Origin of the sequence: Variovorax sp. J22G73 (genome assembly GCF_030317035.1) — a bacterium.
Taxonomy (GTDB): domain Bacteria; phylum Pseudomonadota; class Gammaproteobacteria; order Burkholderiales; family Burkholderiaceae_C; genus Variovorax.
Genome location: NZ_JASZYK010000004.1, coordinates 62,984 through 81,416, shown reverse-complemented (window position 1 = coordinate 81,416; position 18,433 = coordinate 62,984). Strand labels below are relative to the sequence as shown.

Genomic DNA, 18,433 nt, shown 5'->3' with positions numbered 1-18,433 from the left:
GTTCAGCTTCGGAAGAGGCGGGAATATTGTGTTTCATGGCGCGCCGAGAGCACGGCCAGCAGCGGTGCGAAGGCTTGCCGCTCGTCGTCGCCCAGTGCCATGGCGCGGGCCACGGCGTCGGGAATTTCCTGCGACAGCCGCCCCAGGATGCGCTGCCCCGCGCTCTGGCCCAGCGGCACGGCCTTCACGGCCGCCGCCACCATGTTCTCGGCCCAGCCGAAGGCAAAGGCCAGGCAGCCGTCGTGCACGCTGGCGTCGGTGCGGCTCACCGCGAAGGCGAAGGCCACGGGGTAGGTGGCGGGCAGGCCGGCGAAGACTTCGGCCGTGTCCGCGTGGTGCAGCTTGAGCCACTCGACGAAGGAGCGGCCCATCTGTTCGGTCTGAAGGAAGAACTCGGCGGATTCGCGCGTGTTCATCACCCACTGGTTGAGTTCGCGCACGCGCTGCATGTCGTTGGCGCGCCAGGCGCCGACGGCCTGTGCGAACAGCGCGAGGTCGCCGCGCGCGAAGCCCAGGTGCAACTGGTCTGCCAGCCATTCGGCGGCGCGCGGTTCTGAATCGATGCCCGCCCACTCGACTGCGGCCTCGACGCCTTCGGAGTACGAGAAACCGCCGACCGGCAGGGCGGGGGAGGCGAGCCAGATGAGTTGCAGGAGGCTGTGGGGGCCTGGGGTCATGTCACTTGTCGTTGGCGTTGTTGTTCAGGGCGCGTGAACAGGCCGCCGCTGGCGAACCGCGATCAACCACCGCCCTGAACCACGCCCGACACAAGCAGCCAGCCTCATTTCAGTGCGAATGACCGTGATGGTCACGACCGTGCGAATGGTCATGGTCATCGAGCAGTTCAGGCGCAAGCACCAGCGGCTTCGGCCCCTTGCTGCTGCCGTGCGAATGATCGTGGTTGTGCCCGTGATCGTGGCCGTGCGCGTGGTCGTGGCCATGACCGCCGCCATGCGATCCATAAGCACCGCCCTCGGGCTCGAAGGCTTCGTCGACGGCCACCACGATCAGGTGCATCGAACGCAGCATGTCGGCCAGCACATGGTCGGGCTCGATCTTCAGGTGGTCGGGCTTGAGCTCGATCGGCACATGCCGGTTGCCCAGGTGATAGGCCGCGCGCGTCAGGTCGAAAGGCGTGCCGTGGGCCGTGCAATGGGTGATGCGCAACACCGGCTGCGGCGCCGCGATCACGCGCACCAGCGAACCGTCTTCCGCCACCAGCACATCGCCACCCCGCACCGCGGTGCCGCGCGGCAGGAACACGCCGATCTGTCGACCCTGCGAATCGGTAGCGTCGAAGCGGCTTTTCTGGCGGACGTCCCAGTCGAGCTCGATGGTGGCGGCGCGCTTGAGCAACACGGGCGCGAGACCGCGGCCCTGGGGCATGAGTTTGTTGGCGGTGAGCATGGTGGCTTGCGGCTCCAAATGAGGCGGGCTAATATAACGCTTGTTATAACTTTTGTTCAACGGAGCGTCGCATGTCCGCCCTCAAACTGACCCAGATCGGCAACTCGGTCGGCGTCATCCTGCCCAAGGAAGTTCTGGCGAGCATGAACGTGGGCAAGGGCGACACCGTCTATCTCACGCAGGCTGCCAACGGTGGCGTGACGATCACGCCATACGACGACGAGTTCGAACGCCAGATGGATGCCGCGCGCCGCGTGATGAAAAAGCGGCGCAACGTCCTGCGTGAACTCGCCAAGTGAGCGCTGCCAACCAGCACTGGGTCTGGCTGAACATTCGTGTGATCCAGCTGGTGCATGAAGAACAGCTCGCCGAGCACGGCGGACCGGCCGGCGTGCGCGACGAAGGAATGCTGGCTTCCGCGATGGGCCGGCCGCAGAACCGGGCGATGTACGAGTCCCCCGACGCTGCAACGCTGGCCGCGAGCTACGCCTTCGGCATTGCGCGCAATCACCCGTTCGTGGATGGCAACAAGCGAACCGCCTTCGTGGCGATGGAGACCTTTCTCGCCCTCAACGGATTCGAGCTTCTTGCCTCCGATGAAGACTGCGTGATGAAGACGCTCGGCCTCGCGGCAGGAGACATCGACGAAGCATCCTTTGCGCAATGGATTCGCGACCACCTCGCGCCGCGCGAGCCCTGACATTCAGAACAGGAAATACCGCTGCGCCATCGGCAGCAGCTTCGCCGGCTCGCAGGTCAGCAGGTGCCCGTCGGCGCGCACCGCGTACGTTTGCGCGTCGATTTCCATCTTCGGCGTATAGCCGTTGTGCACCATGTGCTGCTTGCGCACGCCGCGAATGTTCTTTACCGCGCTCAGCTGCTTGCTCAGGCCGTAGCGCTCCTTGATGCCCGAGGCCAGGCCGGCCTGCGACACGAAGGTCAGCGAGCTCCTGGCCAGCGAGCCGCCGTAGGCGCCGAACATCTGGCGGAAGTGCACCGGCTGCGGCGTGGGAATCGATGCGTTCGGGTCGCCCATGGCGGCCATGGCGATGGTGCCGCCCTTCAAAATGGTGAATGGCTTCACGCCGAAGAAGGCCGGCTTCCAGATCACGATGTCGGCCCATTTGCCGACCTCCAGCGAACCCACCTCGTGCGCGATGCCGTGCGCAATGGCGGGGTTGATCGTGTACTTGGCCACGAAGCGCTTCGCGCGGAAGTTGTCGTTGCGCTCGTTGTCCTCGGGCAGCTTGCCGCGCTGCAGCTTCATCTTGTGCGCGGTCTGCCAGGTGCGGATGATGACCTCGCCGACGCGGCCCATGGCCTGGCTGTCGGAGCTGAACATGCTGATGGCGCCCAGGTCGTGCAGCACGTCTTCGGCGGCAATGGTTTCCTTGCGGATGCGCGACTCGGCAAAGGCCAGGTCTTCCGCGATGCCGGCGTCCAGGTGGTGGCACACCATGAGCATGTCGACGTGCTCGTCGAGCGTGTTCACGGTGTAGGGCATCGTGGGGTTGGTCGACGACGGCAGGAAGTTGCCCTCGCCCACCACCCGCAGGATGTCCGGCGCATGCCCGCCGCCCGCCCCCTCGGTGTGAAAGGCGCAGATGGCGCGCCCGCCCACGGCGGCGATGGTGTTCTCCACGAAGCCCGACTCGTTGAGCGTGTCGCTGTGGATGGCCACCTGCGTGTCGGTGGCGTCGGCCACGTCCAGGCAGTTGCTGATGGCCGCGGGTGTGGTGCCCCAGTCTTCATGCAGCTTCAGGCCGATGACGCCGGCGTCGATCTGCTCGTGCAGCGCATCGGGCAGGCTGGCGTTGCCCTTGCCCAGGAAGCCCAGGTTCATGGGAAACGCATCGGCGGCCTGCAGCATGCGCTCGATGTGCCAGGGGCCGGGCGTGGCCGTGGTGGCGAAGGTGCCGGTGGCCGGGCCGGTGCCGCCCCCCAGCATGGTGGTCACGCCGGACGACAGCGCCTCTTCGATCTGCTGCGGGCAGATGAAGTGGATGTGGCTGTCGATGCCGCCGGCGGTGACGATGTTGCCCTCGCAACTGATGATCTCGGTGCCCGGGCCGATGACGATGTCCACGCCCGGCTGCACGTCGGGGTTACCGGCCTTGCCGATGGCCACGATGCGCCCGCCCTTCAGTCCGATGTCGGCCTTCACGATGCCCCAGTGGTCCAGGATGAGCGCGTTGGTCAGCACCGTGTCGACGGCGCCGCCAGCGGTCGGGCCGCTGCCCGTGCCGTCGCGCGTGCGCTGCGACTGCGCCATGCCGTCGCGAATGGTCTTGCCGCCGCCGAACTTCACCTCTTCGCCGTAGCCGCCGGCGCGCAGGGTGTAGTCGGCCTCGACCTCGATCAGCAGGTCGGTGTCCGCCAGGCGAACGCGGTCGCCCACGGTGGGGCCGAAGATTTCGGCGTAGGCACGCCTTGAAATGGTGGCCATCAGAGCTTTCCTTGAACGAGGCCGCGAAAGCCGTAGACGACGCGGTCGCCCGAAAAATCGACCAGCTCGACGGTGCGCTGCTGCCCCGGCTCGAAGCGCACGGCGGCGCCCGAGGCGATGTTCAGCCGCATGCCGCGCGCGGCCTCGCGGTCGAAGCCGAGCGCGCCGTTGGTCTCGGCGAAGTGGTAGTGCGAGCCGACCTGGATGGGGCGGTCGGCGGTGTTCTGCACCACCAGCGTGAGGGTGCGGCGGCCGGGGTTGAGCGTGTGCTCGCCGTCGTCGGTGAGGAGTTCGCCGGGCGTCATGGCCGGCCTCAGATCGCTTGCGCGAGCAGCGTGGCGCCCAGGCCGACCACCGCGGCACCCGCCACGCGCGGCAGCCATGCGTTGGCATGACGCAGCGACCAGCCCAGCGCGATGCCGGCCCCGTGCAGCAGCACCGTCGCGCCGACCATGCCGGCCAGCGTGCGGGCCGCGCCGTCTTCATTCGCCAGCTCGTGGCCATGCGCCACGCCGTGGAACACCGCGAAGGCGCCCACCACCGCCATCGCCACGCCGGCCGGCAGGTGCACGCGCGTGGCCACCAGCAGGCCCAGCACCAGCAGCGAGGCCGCGATCATCGGTTCGACCGCCGGCAGCTGCACGCCGGCCAGGCCCATCAGCGCGCCCACCAGCAGCATGCCGGCGAAGGCCAGCGGCGCCCAGAGCAGGTCGGGCCAGGCGCGGCGCGCGGACAGGGCGCTCCAGAAACCGACCGCGACCATGGCGGCCAGGTGGTCGGCGCCGGTCAGCGGGTGCAGAAAGCCGGTGCTGAAGCCGTGGTGCATGCCGCCGTCGACACCGACGTGGGCGCTGGCGGCCAGCGGCAGCAGCAGGGTGGCAAGCAGGGTGGCAAGCAGGGGGAGGGACTTGGCGAAGCGCATGGAAAAGGTCTTTCTTCTTGTCGGGAGAGGTTCAGACGATGGGCTGGTGCACGGTCACGAGCTTGGTGCCGTCGGGGAAGGTGGCTTCGACCTGGATGTCCGGAATCATCTCGGCGATGCCGTCCATGACGTCGGCGCGGGTGAGCACGGCGCGCCCGTCGCTCATGAGCTCGGCCACGCTCTTGCCGTCGCGGGCGCCTTCCATCACGGCGGCGGAAATCAGCGCGATGGCCTCGGGGTAGTTGAGCTTCAAGCCGCGGGCCTTGCGGCGTTCGGCCAGCAACGCCGCGGTGAAGATCAGCAGCTTGTCTTTTTCGCGCGGGGTCAGTTCCATGGGATCGGCATCGGGTGGCTGGAGGAGGCGGCCATTATGGGGAAGACGGCTTCTTTGCAACAGTCGTGCCCTGTTCGCCAAAAGCCGTACAGGTGGCATGAAAGATGCACCTTTTCGGTGTGAGTACCGACGCCCCGCCCCTTCCTCCCGACGACGCTCCGCAGCGCATCGTCAAGGTACGGCGCGACTACAACAGCTGGGTGGCCAGCGAAACGCTCGAGGACTACGCCCTGCGCTACACGCCGCAGCGCTTTCGCAAGTGGTCCGAATGGCGGGTGGCCAACACGGCCTTCGGCGCGGCGTCGTTCCTGATTTTGGAAGCGGTGGGCGCTACGCTGCTGGTGCAGTACGGCTTCGCCAACGCGTTCTGGGCGATCCTGGCAACGGGGCTCATCATCTTCCTGGCGGGCCTGCCCATCAGCGTGTACGCGGCGCGCTACGGGGTGGACATGGACCTGCTGACGCGCGGCGCCGGCTTCGGCTACATCGGCTCCACGCTCACCTCGCTGATCTACGCGAGCTTCACCTTCATCTTCTTCGCGCTCGAGGCGGCGGTGATGGCCTATGCGCTGGAACTGGCGCTGGGCATTCCGCCGGTGTGGGGCTACCTGGTGTGCGCGCTGGTGGTGATTCCGCTGGTCACGCACGGGGTGTCGGCCATCAGCCGGCTGCAGTTGTGGACGCAGCCGCTGTGGCTGCTGATGCTGGTGGTGCCCTTCGGCTATGTGCTGGTGCGCGATCCTGGTGCGTTTGCAGGCATTACGCACTACAACGGTGTCAGGGCCGGCACGCAGGGTTTCAATCTGCACCTGTTTGGCGCAGCCCTGACGGTCGGCATTGCGCTGATCACGCAGATGGGCGAGCAGGCCGACTACCTGCGCTTCATGCCCGCGCGCACCGCCGGCACCGCGCGCCGCTGGTGGGCCGGCGTGCTGGCCGGCGGGCCGGGCTGGGTGGTGCTGGGAGTCTGCAAGATGCTGGGCGGGGCGCTGCTGGCGTACCTGGCGCTCACGCACATGGTGCCGGCCGACCGCGCGGTCGACCCCAACCAGATGTACCTGGCGGCCTACGAATACGTGTTTCCCAACTACGGCTGGGCGGTGGCGGCCACGGCGCTGTTCGTGGTGATCTCGCAGCTGAAGATCAACGTGACCAACGCCTATGCCGGCTCGCTGGCGTGGAGCAACTTCTTCTCGCGCGTGGCGCACAGCCACCCGGGGCGCGTGGTGTGGGTGGTGTTCAACGCGCTCATCGCCTTCATGCTGATGGAGATGAACGTGTTCGAGGCGCTGGGCGACGTGCTGGGCCTGTTCGCCAACATCGCCATCGCCTGGATGATGGCGGTGGTGGCCGACCTGGTCATCAACAAGCCGCTGGGGCTGTCGCCGCCGGGCATCGAGTTCAAGCGCGCGCACCTGTGGGACATCAACCCGGTGGGCGTGGGCGCGATGGCGCTGGCCTCGGTGCTGTCGATCACGGCGCACCTGGGGGTGTTCGGGCCGCTGGCGCAGGCGTTTTCGGCGCTCATCGCGCTGGGCACGGCGCTGGTGGCCTCGCCGCTCCTGGCCTGGGCCACCGGCGGCAAGTACTACCTGGCGCGCGGCTCCGACGAGGCGCACGGCGCGGTGGCTTTCGCGCCCGCCGAAGGCCCGCGCGCGGTGCGCTGGGCGCGGGTGGAAACCGGCAGCTACCAGCGCCTGAAGGTGCAGCACTGCGTGATCTGCGAGCGCGAGTACGAAGGCCCCGACATGGCCCACTGCCCGGCCTACCAGGGCGCGATCTGCTCGCTGTGCTGCACGCTGGACGCGCGCTGCGGCGACCTGTGCAAGCCGCACGCGAGCCTGTCGTCGCAGTGGTCGGCGGTGCTGCGCTGGCTGCTGCCCCGGCGCAGCTGGCGCTACCTGGACACGGGGCTGGGCCACTTCCTGCTGCTGATGCTGGTCATCGTGCCGCTGCTGGCGGTGGTGTTCGGCGTGCTCTACCAGCAGGAGCTCCGCGCCTTCGGCGAGGGCGCGCTGGAGCTGGCCTCGCAAGCCGACGTGGCCGCGGCGCTGGCGGGGGTGCAGAAGCTGTCGCTGCGCTCGGGCTTCCTGAAGGCGTACATGGCGCTGCTGGTCATCGCGGGCATCGTGGCGTGGTGGCTGGTGCTGGCGCACCAGAGCCGCAAGGTGGCGCAAGAAGAATCGAACCGCCAGACGCACCTGCTGGTGCGCGAGATTGAGCTGCACCGCGAGACCGACCGTGCCCTGCAGGCTGCCAAGCAGACGGCCGACGAGGCACGCGAAATCGCGGAGCACGCCAAGCTCGCGGCCGAGCAGGCCAAGCAGGCCGCCGACCAGGCCAACCAGGCCAAGAGCCGCTACATCAGCGCCATCAGCCACGAGCTGCGCACGCCGCTCAACAGCATCCTGGGCTACGCGCAGCTCATGGGCGAAGACCACTCGGTGCCGCCGCACCGGCAGCAGGCCGTGGCCGTCATCAAGCGCGGCGGCGAGCACCTGCTGTCGCTCATCGAGGGCACGCTGGCCATCGCGCACATCGAGGCCGGCAAGCTCACGCTGCACGCGCAGCCGATGCGCTTCGCCGACACGCTGCGCGAGCTGGCCGACATGTTCGAGCTGCAGGCGGCGGAGAAGGGGCTGCAGTTTCGCTTCGAGGCGGCCGGCTCGCTGCCCGAGGTGGTGCGCGCGGACGAGAAACGGGTGCTGCAGATCCTCATCAACCTGCTGGGCAACGCGATCAAGTTCACGGCGGCGGGGCAGGTCACGCTGCGGCTGGCGTATGCGCGCGAGTTCGCGTCGGTGGAAATCGAGGACACCGGGCCGGGCATGCCGGCCGAGGACATAGCACGCATCTTCGAGCCCTTTGCGCGTGGCAATTCGGCGGGCGCGTCGGCTGCGCCGGGCGCGGGGCTCGGCCTGACCATCGCCAAGATGCTGACCGACCTGATGGGCGGCGAGATGAAGGTCAGCAGCACGCCGGGCGTGGGCTCGCTCTTCTGCGTGCGGCTGTTCTTGCCGCGCGTGCACGACACGGTGCTCGGCGCCGCGCGGCCGGCGCCGGCCCAGCGCACGCGGCGCGGCTACGAAGGCCCGCGCCGCCGCCTGCTGGTGGTCGACAACGAGGAGGCCGACCGCGACCTGCTGGGCCACGTGCTCGCGCCGCTGGGCTTCGAGCTGCGCAGCGCGGCCAGCGGGCACGACGCGCTGGACCTGATTGCCGCCGGCTACCGGCCCGACGCGATGTTCGTCGACCTTGCGATGCCGGGCATCGACGGCTGGGAAACCATTCGCCGCGCGCGCAAGCTCGGGCTGACCGAGGCCGCGGTGGCCATCGTGTCGGCCAATGCCTTCGACAAGGGGCTGGACAACGACGTGGCCATTGCGCCGGAAGATTTCTTCGTCAAGCCGGTGAGGCACAGCGAACTGCTCGACTGGCTCGGACGCCGGCTCGGCCTGCAGTGGACCGACACCGCCGCCAAGGCCGTGCCGGTGGCCCCGCGCACGTTGCAGGCGCCTACGCTGGCACGCCTGCGCGCGCTGGAAGAAGCGGTGAGCCTGGGCTACTTTCGCGGCATCATGAACCAGCTCGACGCCATCGACGCGGCGCAGCCCGAATGCGCGGGCTGGAGCGAAACGCAGCGCGTGCTGGCGCGCCAGTTCCAGTTCGAAGCCATGAGCCGCGCGCTCGCCGAAGCCGTTGAAAGCGCCGCATGACACAGACGCCTCCCCACGCCATCGATCCGCACGTCGTCAACCCCTCGCCCCTGGCGCGCACGCTGCGCGAGCAGCAGGGCGCCAACAGCGACCTGGTGCTGATCGTCGACGACGTGCCCGACAACCTGGCCGTGCTGCACGACGCGCTCGACGAGTCGGGCTACACGGTGCTCATCGCCACCAACGGCGAGCAGGCGCTGCAGCGCGCGGCGCAGGCGCGGCCCGACATCGTACTGCTCGACGCGATGATGCCGGGCATCGACGGCTTCGAGGTGGCGCGCCGGCTGAAGGCCGATGCGGCCACGGCGCACATCCCCATCGTGTTCATGACGGGGCTCACCGAAACCGAGCACCTGGTCGCGGCGCTGGAGGCCGGCGGTGTCGACTACGTCACCAAGCCCATCAAGCCCAAGGAAGTGCTGGCACGCATGAACGTGCACCTGCAGGGCGCGCGCCGCGCGCGGCAGGACGCGCGCCAGGCCGGCCAGGCGCGCAACGCGCTCGACGCCTTCGGCTACGCGAGCATCACCGTGCGGCTGCCCGAGGGCCGGTTGATCTGGCAGACGGCGCTGGCGCGCGACCTGCTGCAGCGCTACTGCGAAACGCGCGCTCCCGAAACCCCACCCGCCGTGCTCGAGTGGCTGCGCAAGCACACGCCCGATGCGCGCCAGCGCGGCATCGAGCCGCCGGCGCTCTCCATTGCGCAGGGCGCCGGCAGCCTCACCTTGCGGCTGCACCAGCAGACCAGCAGCGACGACGACGGCGACGAGTGGATGATCATCATGCGCGAGGTGTCCGACACCGGCGTGATCGAGGCGATGAGCCTGAGCCTGAAGCTCACGGCGCGCGAGGCCGAGGTGCTGTACTGGGTGGTCAAGGGCAAGACCAACAAGGACATCGGCGAGATCCTGGGCAGCAGCCCGGCCACGGCCAAGAAGCACCTGGAGCGGGTGTACGTGAAGCTGGGCGTGGAAACGCGCACCGCCGCGGCCGGCGTGGCCATCAAGCGCATCCGCGAATTGCAGCCGCAGTTCGAGATCTGAAGGCGCATGCGGCGCGGCGGCCCGCCGGGGGCCGGCAGCGTCATGGCGCCGACTTTCCGCGTCCCTAGAATGTTTCGAGGGCCCCCGGGACGCGCGCGATGAACAACAACAGGCACACGACAACCATCCGACCGCCATGCGCGGGCGGAATGCTCGCGGCTTGCTGCCTGTTGCTCGCCGCGGGGGCGCACGCGGCGGGCCACTTCGACGTCGACGACGCCAGCACGCTGGACCCCGGCCAGTGCCAGTACGAAACCTGGTGGGGCCGCACGGGCGTGGAGCCTGTCACCGGTTTTCACTTCGGACCCGCCTGCCGCGTCGGGCCGGTCGAGCTGGGGCTGAACTTCGACCGCACGTCTGTGGCCGGCGTGCACACGGTCACGGGCGGGCCGCAGCTCAAGTGGAACTTCTACGGCCAGGCGCCCGACGCGCCCTTCAGCGCCGCCGTGTCGATGGGCGCGGTGTTCGACCTGAAGCGCGGCGGCAGGGCGGGCGGGCAGTTCGTCGTGCCGGTCACCTGGCGGCCATTCGACAGCCTGCAGGTGCACGCCAACCTCGGCGCCGACTGGGCCAACGGCACCGGCGCGCGCACCTCGCGCAAGGGCGCGGCCATCGAGTGGGCGCTGAACGACACCGTGTCGCTGATTGCCGAGCGCAACCGTGCATCCAACGTATGGACCTCGCGCGTGGGCGGGCGCTTCAGCCTCACGCCGCTGATCAGCGTGGACGTGAGCACCTCGCGCACCGGGCCGCAAGGGGTGCGCGGCTTCGTGGTCGGGCTGAACCACGAGTTCAGCTGGAAGTAAGGCTTCAAAGTAAAGCTTCGAGCAAAAACTTCGAGGTAAAGCTTCAGTGGCGCCGCAGATAGCGTGGCGTGCGTTCCACGGACTGGTTTTTTTGTCGGCAGGGCGGTCGACCCTGCTGACTTTTATTTCCATTTGCATAAGATTTGGGCACAACTTCCAACAACACCGTGACGACATCGCCCGTTCTGGACTTCAAGTTCGCCGTTCCTCCAGCGGATTTCCTCGCGCACCCCTCCGGAAATCCCTTGGGCATGGTGAGGGACCGAACGTCCAAGCCGCAGCGCAACCCGCGGCTTCGCGGGCTGCAGTGCCTGCGCTGCGATGCGCTCTACCCGGTGACGCTGGCGCACGACGGCTGCCCGGCCTGCCGGCGCGCGGGCTTCCACGTGGCCTTGCGCGCCAGCTACCTGCCCGAAGGCGACGCTGACGGCGAGGCGCACAGCGCGCATGGCATGCCCATGCCCTACACGGCGCCCTTCACGCTCGGTGAAGGGCAGACACCCCTTCACGACATGCCCCAGTTGGCGCAAAAGTTCGGCGTGGCGCGGCTGGCGTTGAAGGACGAGTCGTGCAACCCGACCGGCTCGCACAAGGACCGCATGACGGCAATGGGCGTGTCGCAGGCGCTCGACTTCGACGCCCACACGCTGGTGCTGGCCTCGTCGGGCAACGCCGCGGTGTCGGCGGCGCACTACGCCTGGGCCGCGGGCCTGGGCTGCGAGGTGGCCACCTACGAAGGCATGCCCGCCACGTACACGCGCCAGCTCGACGCCTTGGGCGCGCGGCGCTACGTGTTCGCCGACAACGCGGGCCGCTGGGCCTTCGTGCGCGAGCGCTCGCAGCACCCCGGCTACTTCGCGCTCAGCAACTACCGGCTGCCCGCGCTGGGCAGCGCGCCGCTGGCCATCGAGGGCTACAAGCCCGTCGCGCTCGAGTGCATGACGCAGGGCGGCCTGCCCGACCACATCGTGATTCCCACCGCGCGCGGCGACCTGGCCTGGGGCATCTACGCGGGATTTCGCGACCTGCTGGCCGCCGGGCGCATCACGCGACTACCCAAGTTGTGGCTGGTGGAGCCGTTCCCGAGGCTGTCGCGCGTGTTCGCGGGCGGCGCCATCAACGGCAGCTACCCGGGCCACACCGCGCAGTTTTCCACCGCGGGCGCGACCGTGACCTACCTGCAGTGGCAGGCCGCCACCGCGACGGGCGGTGGCGCGGTGGTGGTGAACGACGACCAGGCGCGCGAGGCGCGGGGGCTGCTCACCGCGGCCGGTGTCAGTGCCGAGCTGTGCGCGGCCGGCGGCCTGGCGGCGCTGGGGCAATTGCGCGAGAGCAATGCCATCGCGCCCGATGACCATGTGGTGCTGATGCTGACCGCAAACGCGGCAAGCGACCCGACCTGGCCCGACCGCTGATCCTTTCTGCCGGCTGACTGGCGAGCGCCTGCCCGGCGATCGGCCTGCCCGGCCTTACTTGGCGTCGCTGTACACGGTGGCGCGCGACACGCCCATGTGCGCCGCCGCAATCTCGGCGCCGCGGCGCACCTCGAGCAATCCGGCCTTCTTCAGTTCCTGCACCAGCTGCTTGCGGTCGGCCGGCTTGAGCGAGCGCGAGGTGGTGGCGCGCGTGGCCGCGAACTCGTCGATGCGCGCGTGGATGCGCTCCGAGTGGGCGCCGCCCGCCTCCAGGTGCTCGTGCACCTCCTTGTCGTCGATGCGCGTGAACTGCGAGATCGCGCCCTGGAAGCTCTGGAACAGCGTGAGGTCGACGTTCAGGCACAGCGCGGCCACGTACTCGCCGCCCTCGTCCTTCACGCCGATGGAGGTGCTCTTGACCTTGCGCCCGTCGGGAAAGGTGTTGGCGTAGTTGGCGATCACGGCGGGAAATTCGGGGTCGCGGATGCGCGCCAGGCCCAGCTCCGTGACCGACTGGCCGACCTCGCGGCCGCTCAAGCTGTTCTCGATGGCATAGATGGCGTTCTTCGGGTTGCTCAGGTCGTGCACCACCACCTCGCAAAAGGGCGCGAAGGTTTCGCCCAGGCCCTCGGCCAGGTGGCGCAGCGTTTCCAGGACGTGCTTGTTCGACTGCTTTTTCATGCCGCCCAATGTATCCAGCTCTGGACGAAGTATCCAAAATGTACAAAAAGTCTAGTGTTGGATGTATTATCCAAATCTGCACAAATTCATCCAACTTCGTCAGATTCATCCAGGAGCCGCGACATGACCCAACAAGAACGCGCCCGCTACGTCGATCCCCGCACCGGCAGGCACCACGAACTCTCCGAGCGCCGCTGGCGCTCGGACGACGGCAACCCGATGCTGGTCACGCCGCTGCCCGGCATCGGCCGCGACGACATCGATTCGCGCACGCGCTCGCTGTGGCGTTACCGCGCGGCGCTGCCCGTGGCCATCGAGCGGCCCGCGAGCATGGGCGAGGGTTGCACGCCGCTGGTGCAGAAGCGCTGGGGCGGCATGGAGCCCTACTTCAAGCTGGAGTGGTTCAACCCGACCTGCAGCTTCAAGGACCGCGGCGCGGCCGTGATGATGTCCTTCCTGCGCCAGATCGGCGTCGATGCGGTGCTCGAAGACAGCTCGGGCAACGGCGGCGCGGCCATTGCGGCGGCCGGTGCGGCGGCGGGCATGCGCGTGAAGGTGCTGGCGCCCAGCTACACGCCAGCGCCCAAGGTGGCGCAGATCCGGGCCTTCGGCGCCGAGGTGCAACTGGTGCCCGGGCCGCGCGAGGAGTCCGAGTACGAGGCGGTGCGCCAGTCGGCGTCGATCTTCTATGCGAGCCACAACTGGCACCCGTTCTTTCTGCAGGGCACGAAGACGCTGGCCTACGAGCTGTGGGAAGACCTGGGCTTCGTGGCGCCCGACAACGTGGTGATCCCGACCGGCGCGGGCAGCAACGTGCTCGGTTGCTGGATCGGCTTCAAGGAGCTGCTGGCGGCGGGGCAGATCAGCAAGCTGCCGCGCATCTTCGTGGCGCAGCCGCTGAATTGCTCGCCGATCGACGCGAGCTTCACGGCCGGCGTGGACACGCTGGTGGAGCGCGCCGTGCAGCCGACCATCGCCGAAGGCACGGCGATCAAGCGGCCGGTGCGGCTGCGGGAAATCTTGCAGGCGCTGCGCGAGACCGACGGCAAGACGGTGGCGCTGACCGAAGCGCAGATCAAGGCGGCGGTGCAGCGGCTCGCCGCGAGCGGGTTCTACGCCGAGCCGACTTCCGCGTCCGCCGCGGCGGCGATCGACGTGCTGGCGCAGCGCGGGGACATCCGGCCAACCGAGACCACGGTGGTCCTGCTGACGGGCACGGGACTGAAGTCGACGCAGTTCATGACGGAGCTGTTCGGCGCCGCCTGAGCGGCCCTCGTCTTTTTTTCTTTTCTATTCTTTTCTATTTACCAGGGCCACGCGATGCGTGTGCCCGTGCCGGTTTCCGTTGCCCGCGCGTGAAGCCGGCGCGCAACGGTCAGGTCCTGAAGCGCGAGGCCGGTCATGTCGAACACGGTGATGTCGCCCGGGGCTCGCTCGAAGGGCGCCTTGCCGCTCAGCAGGTCGCCGAGTTCGAGGCTCGGCGTGTCGGTCGCCCACTGGGTCTCGCCGATCTGCTGCGCCTGCGTGCGGTCGTCCACCACCAGGCGGGCGCGCGACAGCAGGCCATCGGGCAGTTCGCGCTTGCCCTTGGTGTCGGCGCCCACGCAGTTCAGGTGCGTGCCGGGTTGCACGGCCTCCAGCGCGAAGAGCGCGCCGCCGCCGGGAGTGGCGGTGATCACGATGTCGCTCTGCGCGACCGCGGCATTGCGCTCCGGCGCGGGCGCGATGGTGCAGCGGTTGGCGAACTGCGCCTCGAAGTCGGTGTTGCGCTGGCCATTCGCGCTCACGTACAGCACCTCGTTCAGCGTCGGCACCAGCCGCAGCGCGAAGTCGAGCTGGATGCGCGCCTGCACGCCCGTGCCGAACAGGCACAGCCGCGTGCTGCCGGGCCGCGCGAGCTGCCGCAGGCCGAGGGCGCCCGCGGCACCCGTGCGCACGGTGGTCACGGTGTTGCCGTCGATGACGCACAGCGGGCGGCCGGTGGCGGGGTCGATCAGCAGGATGGTCGCCTGGTGAGGCTCGCCGCCGCGCTGCCGGTTGGCGGGCCAGAAGCCGGCGGCCTTGAAGCCGAGCAGGCCCTGCGCCTGCACGTCGCCCGACTTGATGCCGAACACGCCGCCGGTCTTCAGCGGCTCGCGCACGACCGGGAACACGCGGCCCTCGCGGTCGCTGTGCAGCACGAAGGCCTCGCGCACGGCCTGCAACACGTCGTCGGGGGAGAGGAGGGCGTCGACCTGGTGCTTGTCGAGCAGCAGGAGCGTGGCGTCGGCAGGGGCGTCAGCAGGGGCGTCAGCAGGAGTGTCGGTGGGCCGTGGAGATGATGTCATCTGGAAATATTATCCAAGTCCAGACGAAAAATCAAAGACAACCTTCGGCTTCAGCGGCCCCCGGTGTACAGCTTGATGCGGATCGTTGCCACGTCCCAGCCCTTGTTCTTCAGCCGGGTCACCAGCATCGGCGACAGCTGGCGCAGCTTGGCGGCCGCGGCACTGCCCTTCACCAGCAGGCACCACACGTCGCCCTCGGCCGGGCCGGGCAGGATGGCCGCGCGCATGGCCGGGGGAATGAGCCCTTCCACGGCTTTCAGCCGCTCCGCGGTGTCGCGGGCACGCGCCATCAGGCTGCCCAGGGTGGGCGAGCCTTCCGCTGCCTGCTGCAGCGAAATCGGGGGGGGCGTGCGGCGATACATGGGTAATCCAGGGGTTAGAAACAAGACAGCTAAAATGCCCGGTTTGCCGGCGTTCGCGCCGGAAAAAAGGCTGCTCGCTTTCAAAACTTGTTTTTGAAGAGGGCGCGCCCAACTGCTTTCACCATATCTTAGGGAATCCGGTCGCAGTGCCTGTCGTCTCAGGTGCCCGCCCATCTCCACCCATGGCAACCAACTTCCTGACCCAGATTTTCGGCAGTCGCAACGATCGGCTGCTCAAGCAGTATCGCAAGACGGTGGAACGCATCAATGCGCTCGAACCCGAGTTCGAGAAGCTCAGCGACGACGGGCTGCGCGCCAAGACGCAGGAGTTCAAGGACCGCATCGCCAAGGGCGAAACCCTGGACGCTCTGCTGCCCGAAGCCTTCGCCACCGTGCGCGAAGGCTCCAAGCGCATCATGAAGATGCGGCATTTCGACGTACAGCTCCTGGGCGGCATGGCGCTGCACAACGGCAAGATCTCCGAAATGCGCACCGGCGAAGGCAAGACCCTGACCGCTACGCTGCCGGTGTACCTGAACGCGCTGTCCGGCAAGGGCGTGCACGTGGTCACGGTGAACGACTACCTGGCCAACCGCGACGCGACCTGGATGGGCCGCCTCTACAACTTCCTGGGTCTCACGGTGGGCATCAACCTGCCGCAGATGCCACGCGAGGAAAAGCAGGCCGCCTACGGCAGCGACATCACGTACGGCACCAACAACGAGTACGGCTTCGACTACCTGCGCGACAACATGGTGTACGAGCCGGGCGACCGGGTGCAGCGCGCGCTGAACTACGCCATCGTCGACGAGGTCGACTCCATCCTGATCGACGAAGCCCGCACGCCGCTGATCATCAGCGGCCAGGCCGAAGACCACACCGACCTCTACCTGGCCATCAACAAGGTGGTGCCCCTGCTGACCAAGCAGGAAGGCGAAGCCGACCCGCGCACCGGCGAAGGCGTCACGGTGCCCGGCGACTTCACGGTCGACGAAAAAACCCACCAGGTGTTCCTGACCGAAGACGGCCACGAGAACGCCGAGCGCATCCTGGGCGAGTTCAAGCTGCTGCCCGAGGGCGCTTCGCTGTACGACCCGGCCAACATCACGCTGATGCATCACCTGAATGCAGCGCTGCGGGCCCGCCACCTCTACCACCGCGACCAGAGCTACGTGGTGCAGCAGGGCGAAGTGGTCATCGTCGACGAGTTCACAGGCCGCCTGATGACGGGCCGCCGCTGGAGCGACGGCCTGCACCAGGCCGTGGAAGCCAAGGAAGGCGTGGAGATCCAGGCCGAGAACCAGACGATGGCCTCGATCACCTTCCAGAACTACTTCCGCCTGTACGGCAAGCTGGCCGGCATGACCGGCACGGCCGACACCGAGGCCTACGAGTTCCAGGAAATCTATGGTCTGGAGACCATGATCATTCCGCCGAACCGCATCAGCAAGCGCGACGACCAGCTCGACCGCGTCTACAAGACGACGCGCGAGAAGTACGAGGCGGCCATCCAGGACATCCGCGAATGCTACGAGCGCGGCCAGCCGGTGCTGGTGGGCACCTCGTCCATCGAGAACTCCGAAATCATCGACGCGCTGCTCACCAAGGCCGACCTGCCGCACCAGGTGCTCAACGCCAAGCAGCACGCCCGCGAAGCCGACATCGTGGCGCAGGCCGGCCGCACGAAGATGATCACCATCGCGACCAACATGGCCGGTCGCGGTACCGACATCGTGCTGGGCGGCAACATCGAGAAGATGATCGAGGCCATCGAGAACGACGAAGGCCGCGACGACGCCGCCAAGGAAGCCGACATTGCCCTGGTTCGCGCCGAATGGGCCAAGGACCACGAGTTCGTGAAGTCGCTGGGCGGCCTGCGCATCATCGCGACCGAGCGCCACGAGTCGCGCCGCATCGACAACCAGCTGCGCGGCCGTTCGGGCCGCCAGGGCGACCCGGGGTCGTCGCGCTTCTACCTGAGCCTGGACGATCCGCTGATGCGCATCTTCGCGGGCGACCGCGTGAAGGCGATCATGGACCGCCTGAAGATGCCCGACGGCGAGGCCATCGAAGCCGGCATCGTCACGCGCAGCATCGAGAGCGCGCAGCGCAAGGTCGAGGCGCGCAACTTCGACATCCGCAAGCAGCTGCTCGAGTACGACGACGTGTCGAACGACCAGCGCAAGGTGATCTACCAGCAGCGCAACGACATCCTCGACGCGGGCGACCTCACGGCGCAGATCGCGGGCCTGCGCGAAGGCTGCTTCGGCGACCTGGTGCGCCAGTACGTGCCCAGGGAATCGGTCGAGGAGCAGTGGGACCTGGACGGCCTGGAGAAGAGCCTCTTCAACGAGTGGGGCATCGACATGCCGCTCAAGAAGGAAGTGGAAGCCGCCGACGCCATTGCCGACGACGACATCGTCGAGAAGGTGCTGCAACACGCCAACGAGACCTTCGACGCCAAGGTGGCGCTGATCGGCCAGGAGAACTTCACCCAGTTCGAGCGCATGGTGCTGCTGCAGAGCATCGACACCCACTGGCGCGAACACCTGGCCTCGCTCGACTACCTGCGCCAGGGCATCCACCTGCGCGGCTATGCGCAGAAGCAGCCCAAGCAGGAATACAAGCGCGAAGCCTTCGAGCTCTTCGGCCAGCTGCTCGACTCGGTCAAGAACGAGGTCACGCGCCAGTTGATGACGGTGCGCGTGCAGTCGGGCGAACAGCTCGAGGAAGCCGCCGAAGCGCTGGAAAGCCGTGGCGAGAACGTGGCCAACATCACCTACAGCGCCCCCACCGAGACCGGCGAGGTCGAGGTGCGCGTCGACGAGGAAAGCCAGCGCCGCGCGGCCGCCGCCGCGGGCGTCATCAGCGCCGAGGCCGCGGCCTTCGGCCGTGTCGGGCGCAACGATCCGTGCCCTTGCGGCAGTGGCAAGAAATTCAAGCAGTGCCACGGCAAGCTCAGCTGACCCACCCA

17 protein-coding genes are annotated in these 18,433 nt (G+C 68.1%); 8 read left to right on the top strand and 9 right to left on the bottom strand.

Annotated elements, in window-relative coordinates; translation table 11 throughout:
• Nucleotides 1–2: 2 nt before the first annotated feature.
• Both QTI51_RS16790 and ureE read right to left on the bottom strand, forming a co-directional pair.
• On the bottom strand, nt 3–677 hold the full coding sequence (locus tag QTI51_RS16790; RefSeq protein WP_116909193.1) for an urease accessory protein UreF: 675 nt from the start codon (nt 675–677) through the stop codon (nt 3–5).
• Between the two features lie 109 nt (nt 678–786).
• Nucleotides 787–1,407 (bottom strand): urease accessory protein UreE, encoded by a 621-nt coding sequence (gene ureE / locus QTI51_RS16785; protein ID WP_116909621.1) that lies wholly within the window; start codon nt 1,405–1,407, stop codon nt 787–789.
• A gap of 71 nt (nt 1,408–1,478) precedes the next feature.
• Between ureE and QTI51_RS16780 the strand changes: the two genes are divergently transcribed.
• Nucleotides 1,479–1,706, top strand: coding sequence for an AbrB/MazE/SpoVT family DNA-binding domain-containing protein (locus QTI51_RS16780; protein WP_116909192.1), 228 nt, complete (start codon nt 1,479–1,481; stop codon nt 1,704–1,706).
• Complete coding sequence (locus QTI51_RS16775; protein WP_116909191.1) at nt 1,703–2,107, top strand: type II toxin-antitoxin system death-on-curing family toxin; 405 nt, start codon at nt 1,703–1,705, stop codon at nt 2,105–2,107. The genes QTI51_RS16780 and QTI51_RS16775 overlap by 4 nt, the downstream gene beginning before the upstream one ends.
• Before the next feature lie 3 nt (nt 2,108–2,110).
• On the opposite strand, the gene ureC is transcribed toward QTI51_RS16775, so the two are convergent.
• From ureC to QTI51_RS16755, 4 genes are read right to left on the bottom strand one after another with little or no spacing between them, the layout of a single operon-like run.
• Nucleotides 2,111–3,853, bottom strand: coding sequence for an urease subunit alpha (ureC, locus tag QTI51_RS16770; protein WP_116909190.1), 1,743 nt, complete (start codon nt 3,851–3,853; stop codon nt 2,111–2,113).
• A complete protein-coding gene (locus tag QTI51_RS16765; protein WP_116909189.1) occupies nt 3,853–4,158 on the bottom strand; it encodes an urease subunit beta in 306 nt (101 codons plus the stop codon). The genes ureC and QTI51_RS16765 overlap by 1 nt, the downstream gene beginning before the upstream one ends.
• Nucleotides 4,159–4,166: 8 nt before the next feature.
• On the bottom strand, nt 4,167–4,775 hold the full coding sequence (locus QTI51_RS16760; RefSeq protein WP_116909188.1) for a HupE/UreJ family protein: 609 nt from the start codon (nt 4,773–4,775) through the stop codon (nt 4,167–4,169).
• A gap of 31 nt (nt 4,776–4,806) precedes the next feature.
• Complete coding sequence (locus QTI51_RS16755) at nt 4,807–5,109, bottom strand: urease subunit gamma (RefSeq protein ID WP_116909187.1); 303 nt, start codon at nt 5,107–5,109, stop codon at nt 4,807–4,809.
• 104 nt (nt 5,110–5,213) lie between these two features.
• Between QTI51_RS16755 and QTI51_RS16750 the strand changes: the two genes are divergently transcribed.
• The 4 genes from QTI51_RS16750 (at nt 5,214) to QTI51_RS16735 (ending at nt 12,089) form a co-directional block, all read left to right on the top strand.
• Nucleotides 5,214–8,825, top strand: coding sequence for an ATP-binding protein (locus tag QTI51_RS16750; RefSeq protein WP_116909186.1), 3,612 nt, complete (start codon nt 5,214–5,216; stop codon nt 8,823–8,825).
• Complete coding sequence (locus QTI51_RS16745; RefSeq protein WP_116909185.1) at nt 8,822–9,868, top strand: response regulator; 1,047 nt, start codon at nt 8,822–8,824, stop codon at nt 9,866–9,868. The genes QTI51_RS16750 and QTI51_RS16745 overlap by 4 nt, the downstream gene beginning before the upstream one ends.
• A 149-nt stretch (nt 9,869–10,017) precedes the next feature.
• Nucleotides 10,018–10,674, top strand: a complete 657-nt coding sequence (locus QTI51_RS16740) for a PA4824 family protein (RefSeq protein WP_116909184.1) — start codon at nt 10,018–10,020, stop codon at nt 10,672–10,674.
• Nucleotides 10,675–10,925: 251 nt separating this feature from the next.
• Nucleotides 10,926–12,089, top strand: coding sequence for a threonine synthase (locus QTI51_RS16735; RefSeq protein WP_286516136.1), 1,164 nt, complete (start codon nt 10,926–10,928; stop codon nt 12,087–12,089).
• A gap of 54 nt (nt 12,090–12,143) precedes the next feature.
• On the opposite strand, the gene QTI51_RS16730 is transcribed toward QTI51_RS16735, so the two are convergent.
• Nucleotides 12,144–12,770, bottom strand: coding sequence for a helix-turn-helix transcriptional regulator (locus QTI51_RS16730; RefSeq protein ID WP_116909183.1), 627 nt, complete (start codon nt 12,768–12,770; stop codon nt 12,144–12,146).
• A gap of 123 nt (nt 12,771–12,893) precedes the next feature.
• On the opposite strand from QTI51_RS16730, the gene QTI51_RS16725 reads away from it, so the two are divergent.
• Complete coding sequence (locus QTI51_RS16725) at nt 12,894–14,036, top strand: threonine synthase (protein ID WP_116909182.1); 1,143 nt, start codon at nt 12,894–12,896, stop codon at nt 14,034–14,036.
• A 38-nt stretch (nt 14,037–14,074) separates the two neighbouring features.
• Here QTI51_RS16725 and QTI51_RS16720 read toward each other — a convergent pair whose 3' ends face one another.
• Entirely contained in the window at nt 14,075–15,097 is a 1,023-nt protein-coding gene (locus QTI51_RS16720; RefSeq protein ID WP_116909181.1) for an ornithine cyclodeaminase family protein, read from the bottom strand.
• Between the two features lie 50 nt (nt 15,098–15,147).
• Complete coding sequence (locus tag QTI51_RS16715) at nt 15,148–15,459, bottom strand: hypothetical protein (protein ID WP_116909180.1); 312 nt, start codon at nt 15,457–15,459, stop codon at nt 15,148–15,150.
• Between the two features lie 182 nt (nt 15,460–15,641).
• Here QTI51_RS16715 and secA point away from each other — a divergent pair, with 182 nt between their 5' ends.
• A complete protein-coding gene (gene secA / locus QTI51_RS16710; RefSeq protein ID WP_116909179.1) occupies nt 15,642–18,425 on the top strand; it encodes a preprotein translocase subunit SecA in 2,784 nt (927 codons plus the stop codon).
• Nucleotides 18,426–18,433: the final 8 nt, after the last annotated feature.

Bases quoted from the DNA above. Each gene is read 5' to 3' on its own strand.
- QTI51_RS16790 (WP_116909193.1), bottom strand. From the start codon at position 677: ATGACCCCAGGCCCCCACAGCCTCCTGCAACTCATCTGGCTCGCCTCC.
- ureE (WP_116909621.1), bottom strand. From the start codon at position 1,407: ATGCTCACCGCCAACAAACTCATGCCCCAGGGCCGCGGTCTCGCGCCC.
- QTI51_RS16780 (WP_116909192.1), top strand. From the start codon at position 1,479: ATGTCCGCCCTCAAACTGACCCAGATCGGCAACTCGGTCGGCGTCATC.
- ureC (WP_116909190.1), bottom strand. From the start codon at position 3,853: ATGGCCACCATTTCAAGGCGTGCCTACGCCGAAATCTTCGGCCCCACC.
- QTI51_RS16765 (WP_116909189.1), bottom strand. From the start codon at position 4,158: ATGACGCCCGGCGAACTCCTCACCGACGACGGCGAGCACACGCTCAAC.
- QTI51_RS16760 (WP_116909188.1), bottom strand. From the start codon at position 4,775: ATGCGCTTCGCCAAGTCCCTCCCCCTGCTTGCCACCCTGCTTGCCACC.
- QTI51_RS16755 (WP_116909187.1), bottom strand. From the start codon at position 5,109: ATGGAACTGACCCCGCGCGAAAAAGACAAGCTGCTGATCTTCACCGCG.
- QTI51_RS16750 (WP_116909186.1), top strand. From the start codon at position 5,214: ATGCACCTTTTCGGTGTGAGTACCGACGCCCCGCCCCTTCCTCCCGAC.
- QTI51_RS16745 (WP_116909185.1), top strand. From the start codon at position 8,822: ATGACACAGACGCCTCCCCACGCCATCGATCCGCACGTCGTCAACCCC.
- QTI51_RS16740 (WP_116909184.1), top strand. From the start codon at position 10,018: ATGCTCGCGGCTTGCTGCCTGTTGCTCGCCGCGGGGGCGCACGCGGCG.
- QTI51_RS16735 (WP_286516136.1), top strand. From the start codon at position 10,926: ATGGTGAGGGACCGAACGTCCAAGCCGCAGCGCAACCCGCGGCTTCGC.
- QTI51_RS16730 (WP_116909183.1), bottom strand. From the start codon at position 12,770: ATGAAAAAGCAGTCGAACAAGCACGTCCTGGAAACGCTGCGCCACCTG.
- QTI51_RS16725 (WP_116909182.1), top strand. From the start codon at position 12,894: ATGACCCAACAAGAACGCGCCCGCTACGTCGATCCCCGCACCGGCAGG.
- QTI51_RS16720 (WP_116909181.1), bottom strand. From the start codon at position 15,097: ATGACATCATCTCCACGGCCCACCGACACTCCTGCTGACGCCCCTGCT.
- QTI51_RS16715 (WP_116909180.1), bottom strand. From the start codon at position 15,459: ATGTATCGCCGCACGCCCCCCCCGATTTCGCTGCAGCAGGCAGCGGAA.
- secA (WP_116909179.1), top strand. From the start codon at position 15,642: ATGGCAACCAACTTCCTGACCCAGATTTTCGGCAGTCGCAACGATCGG.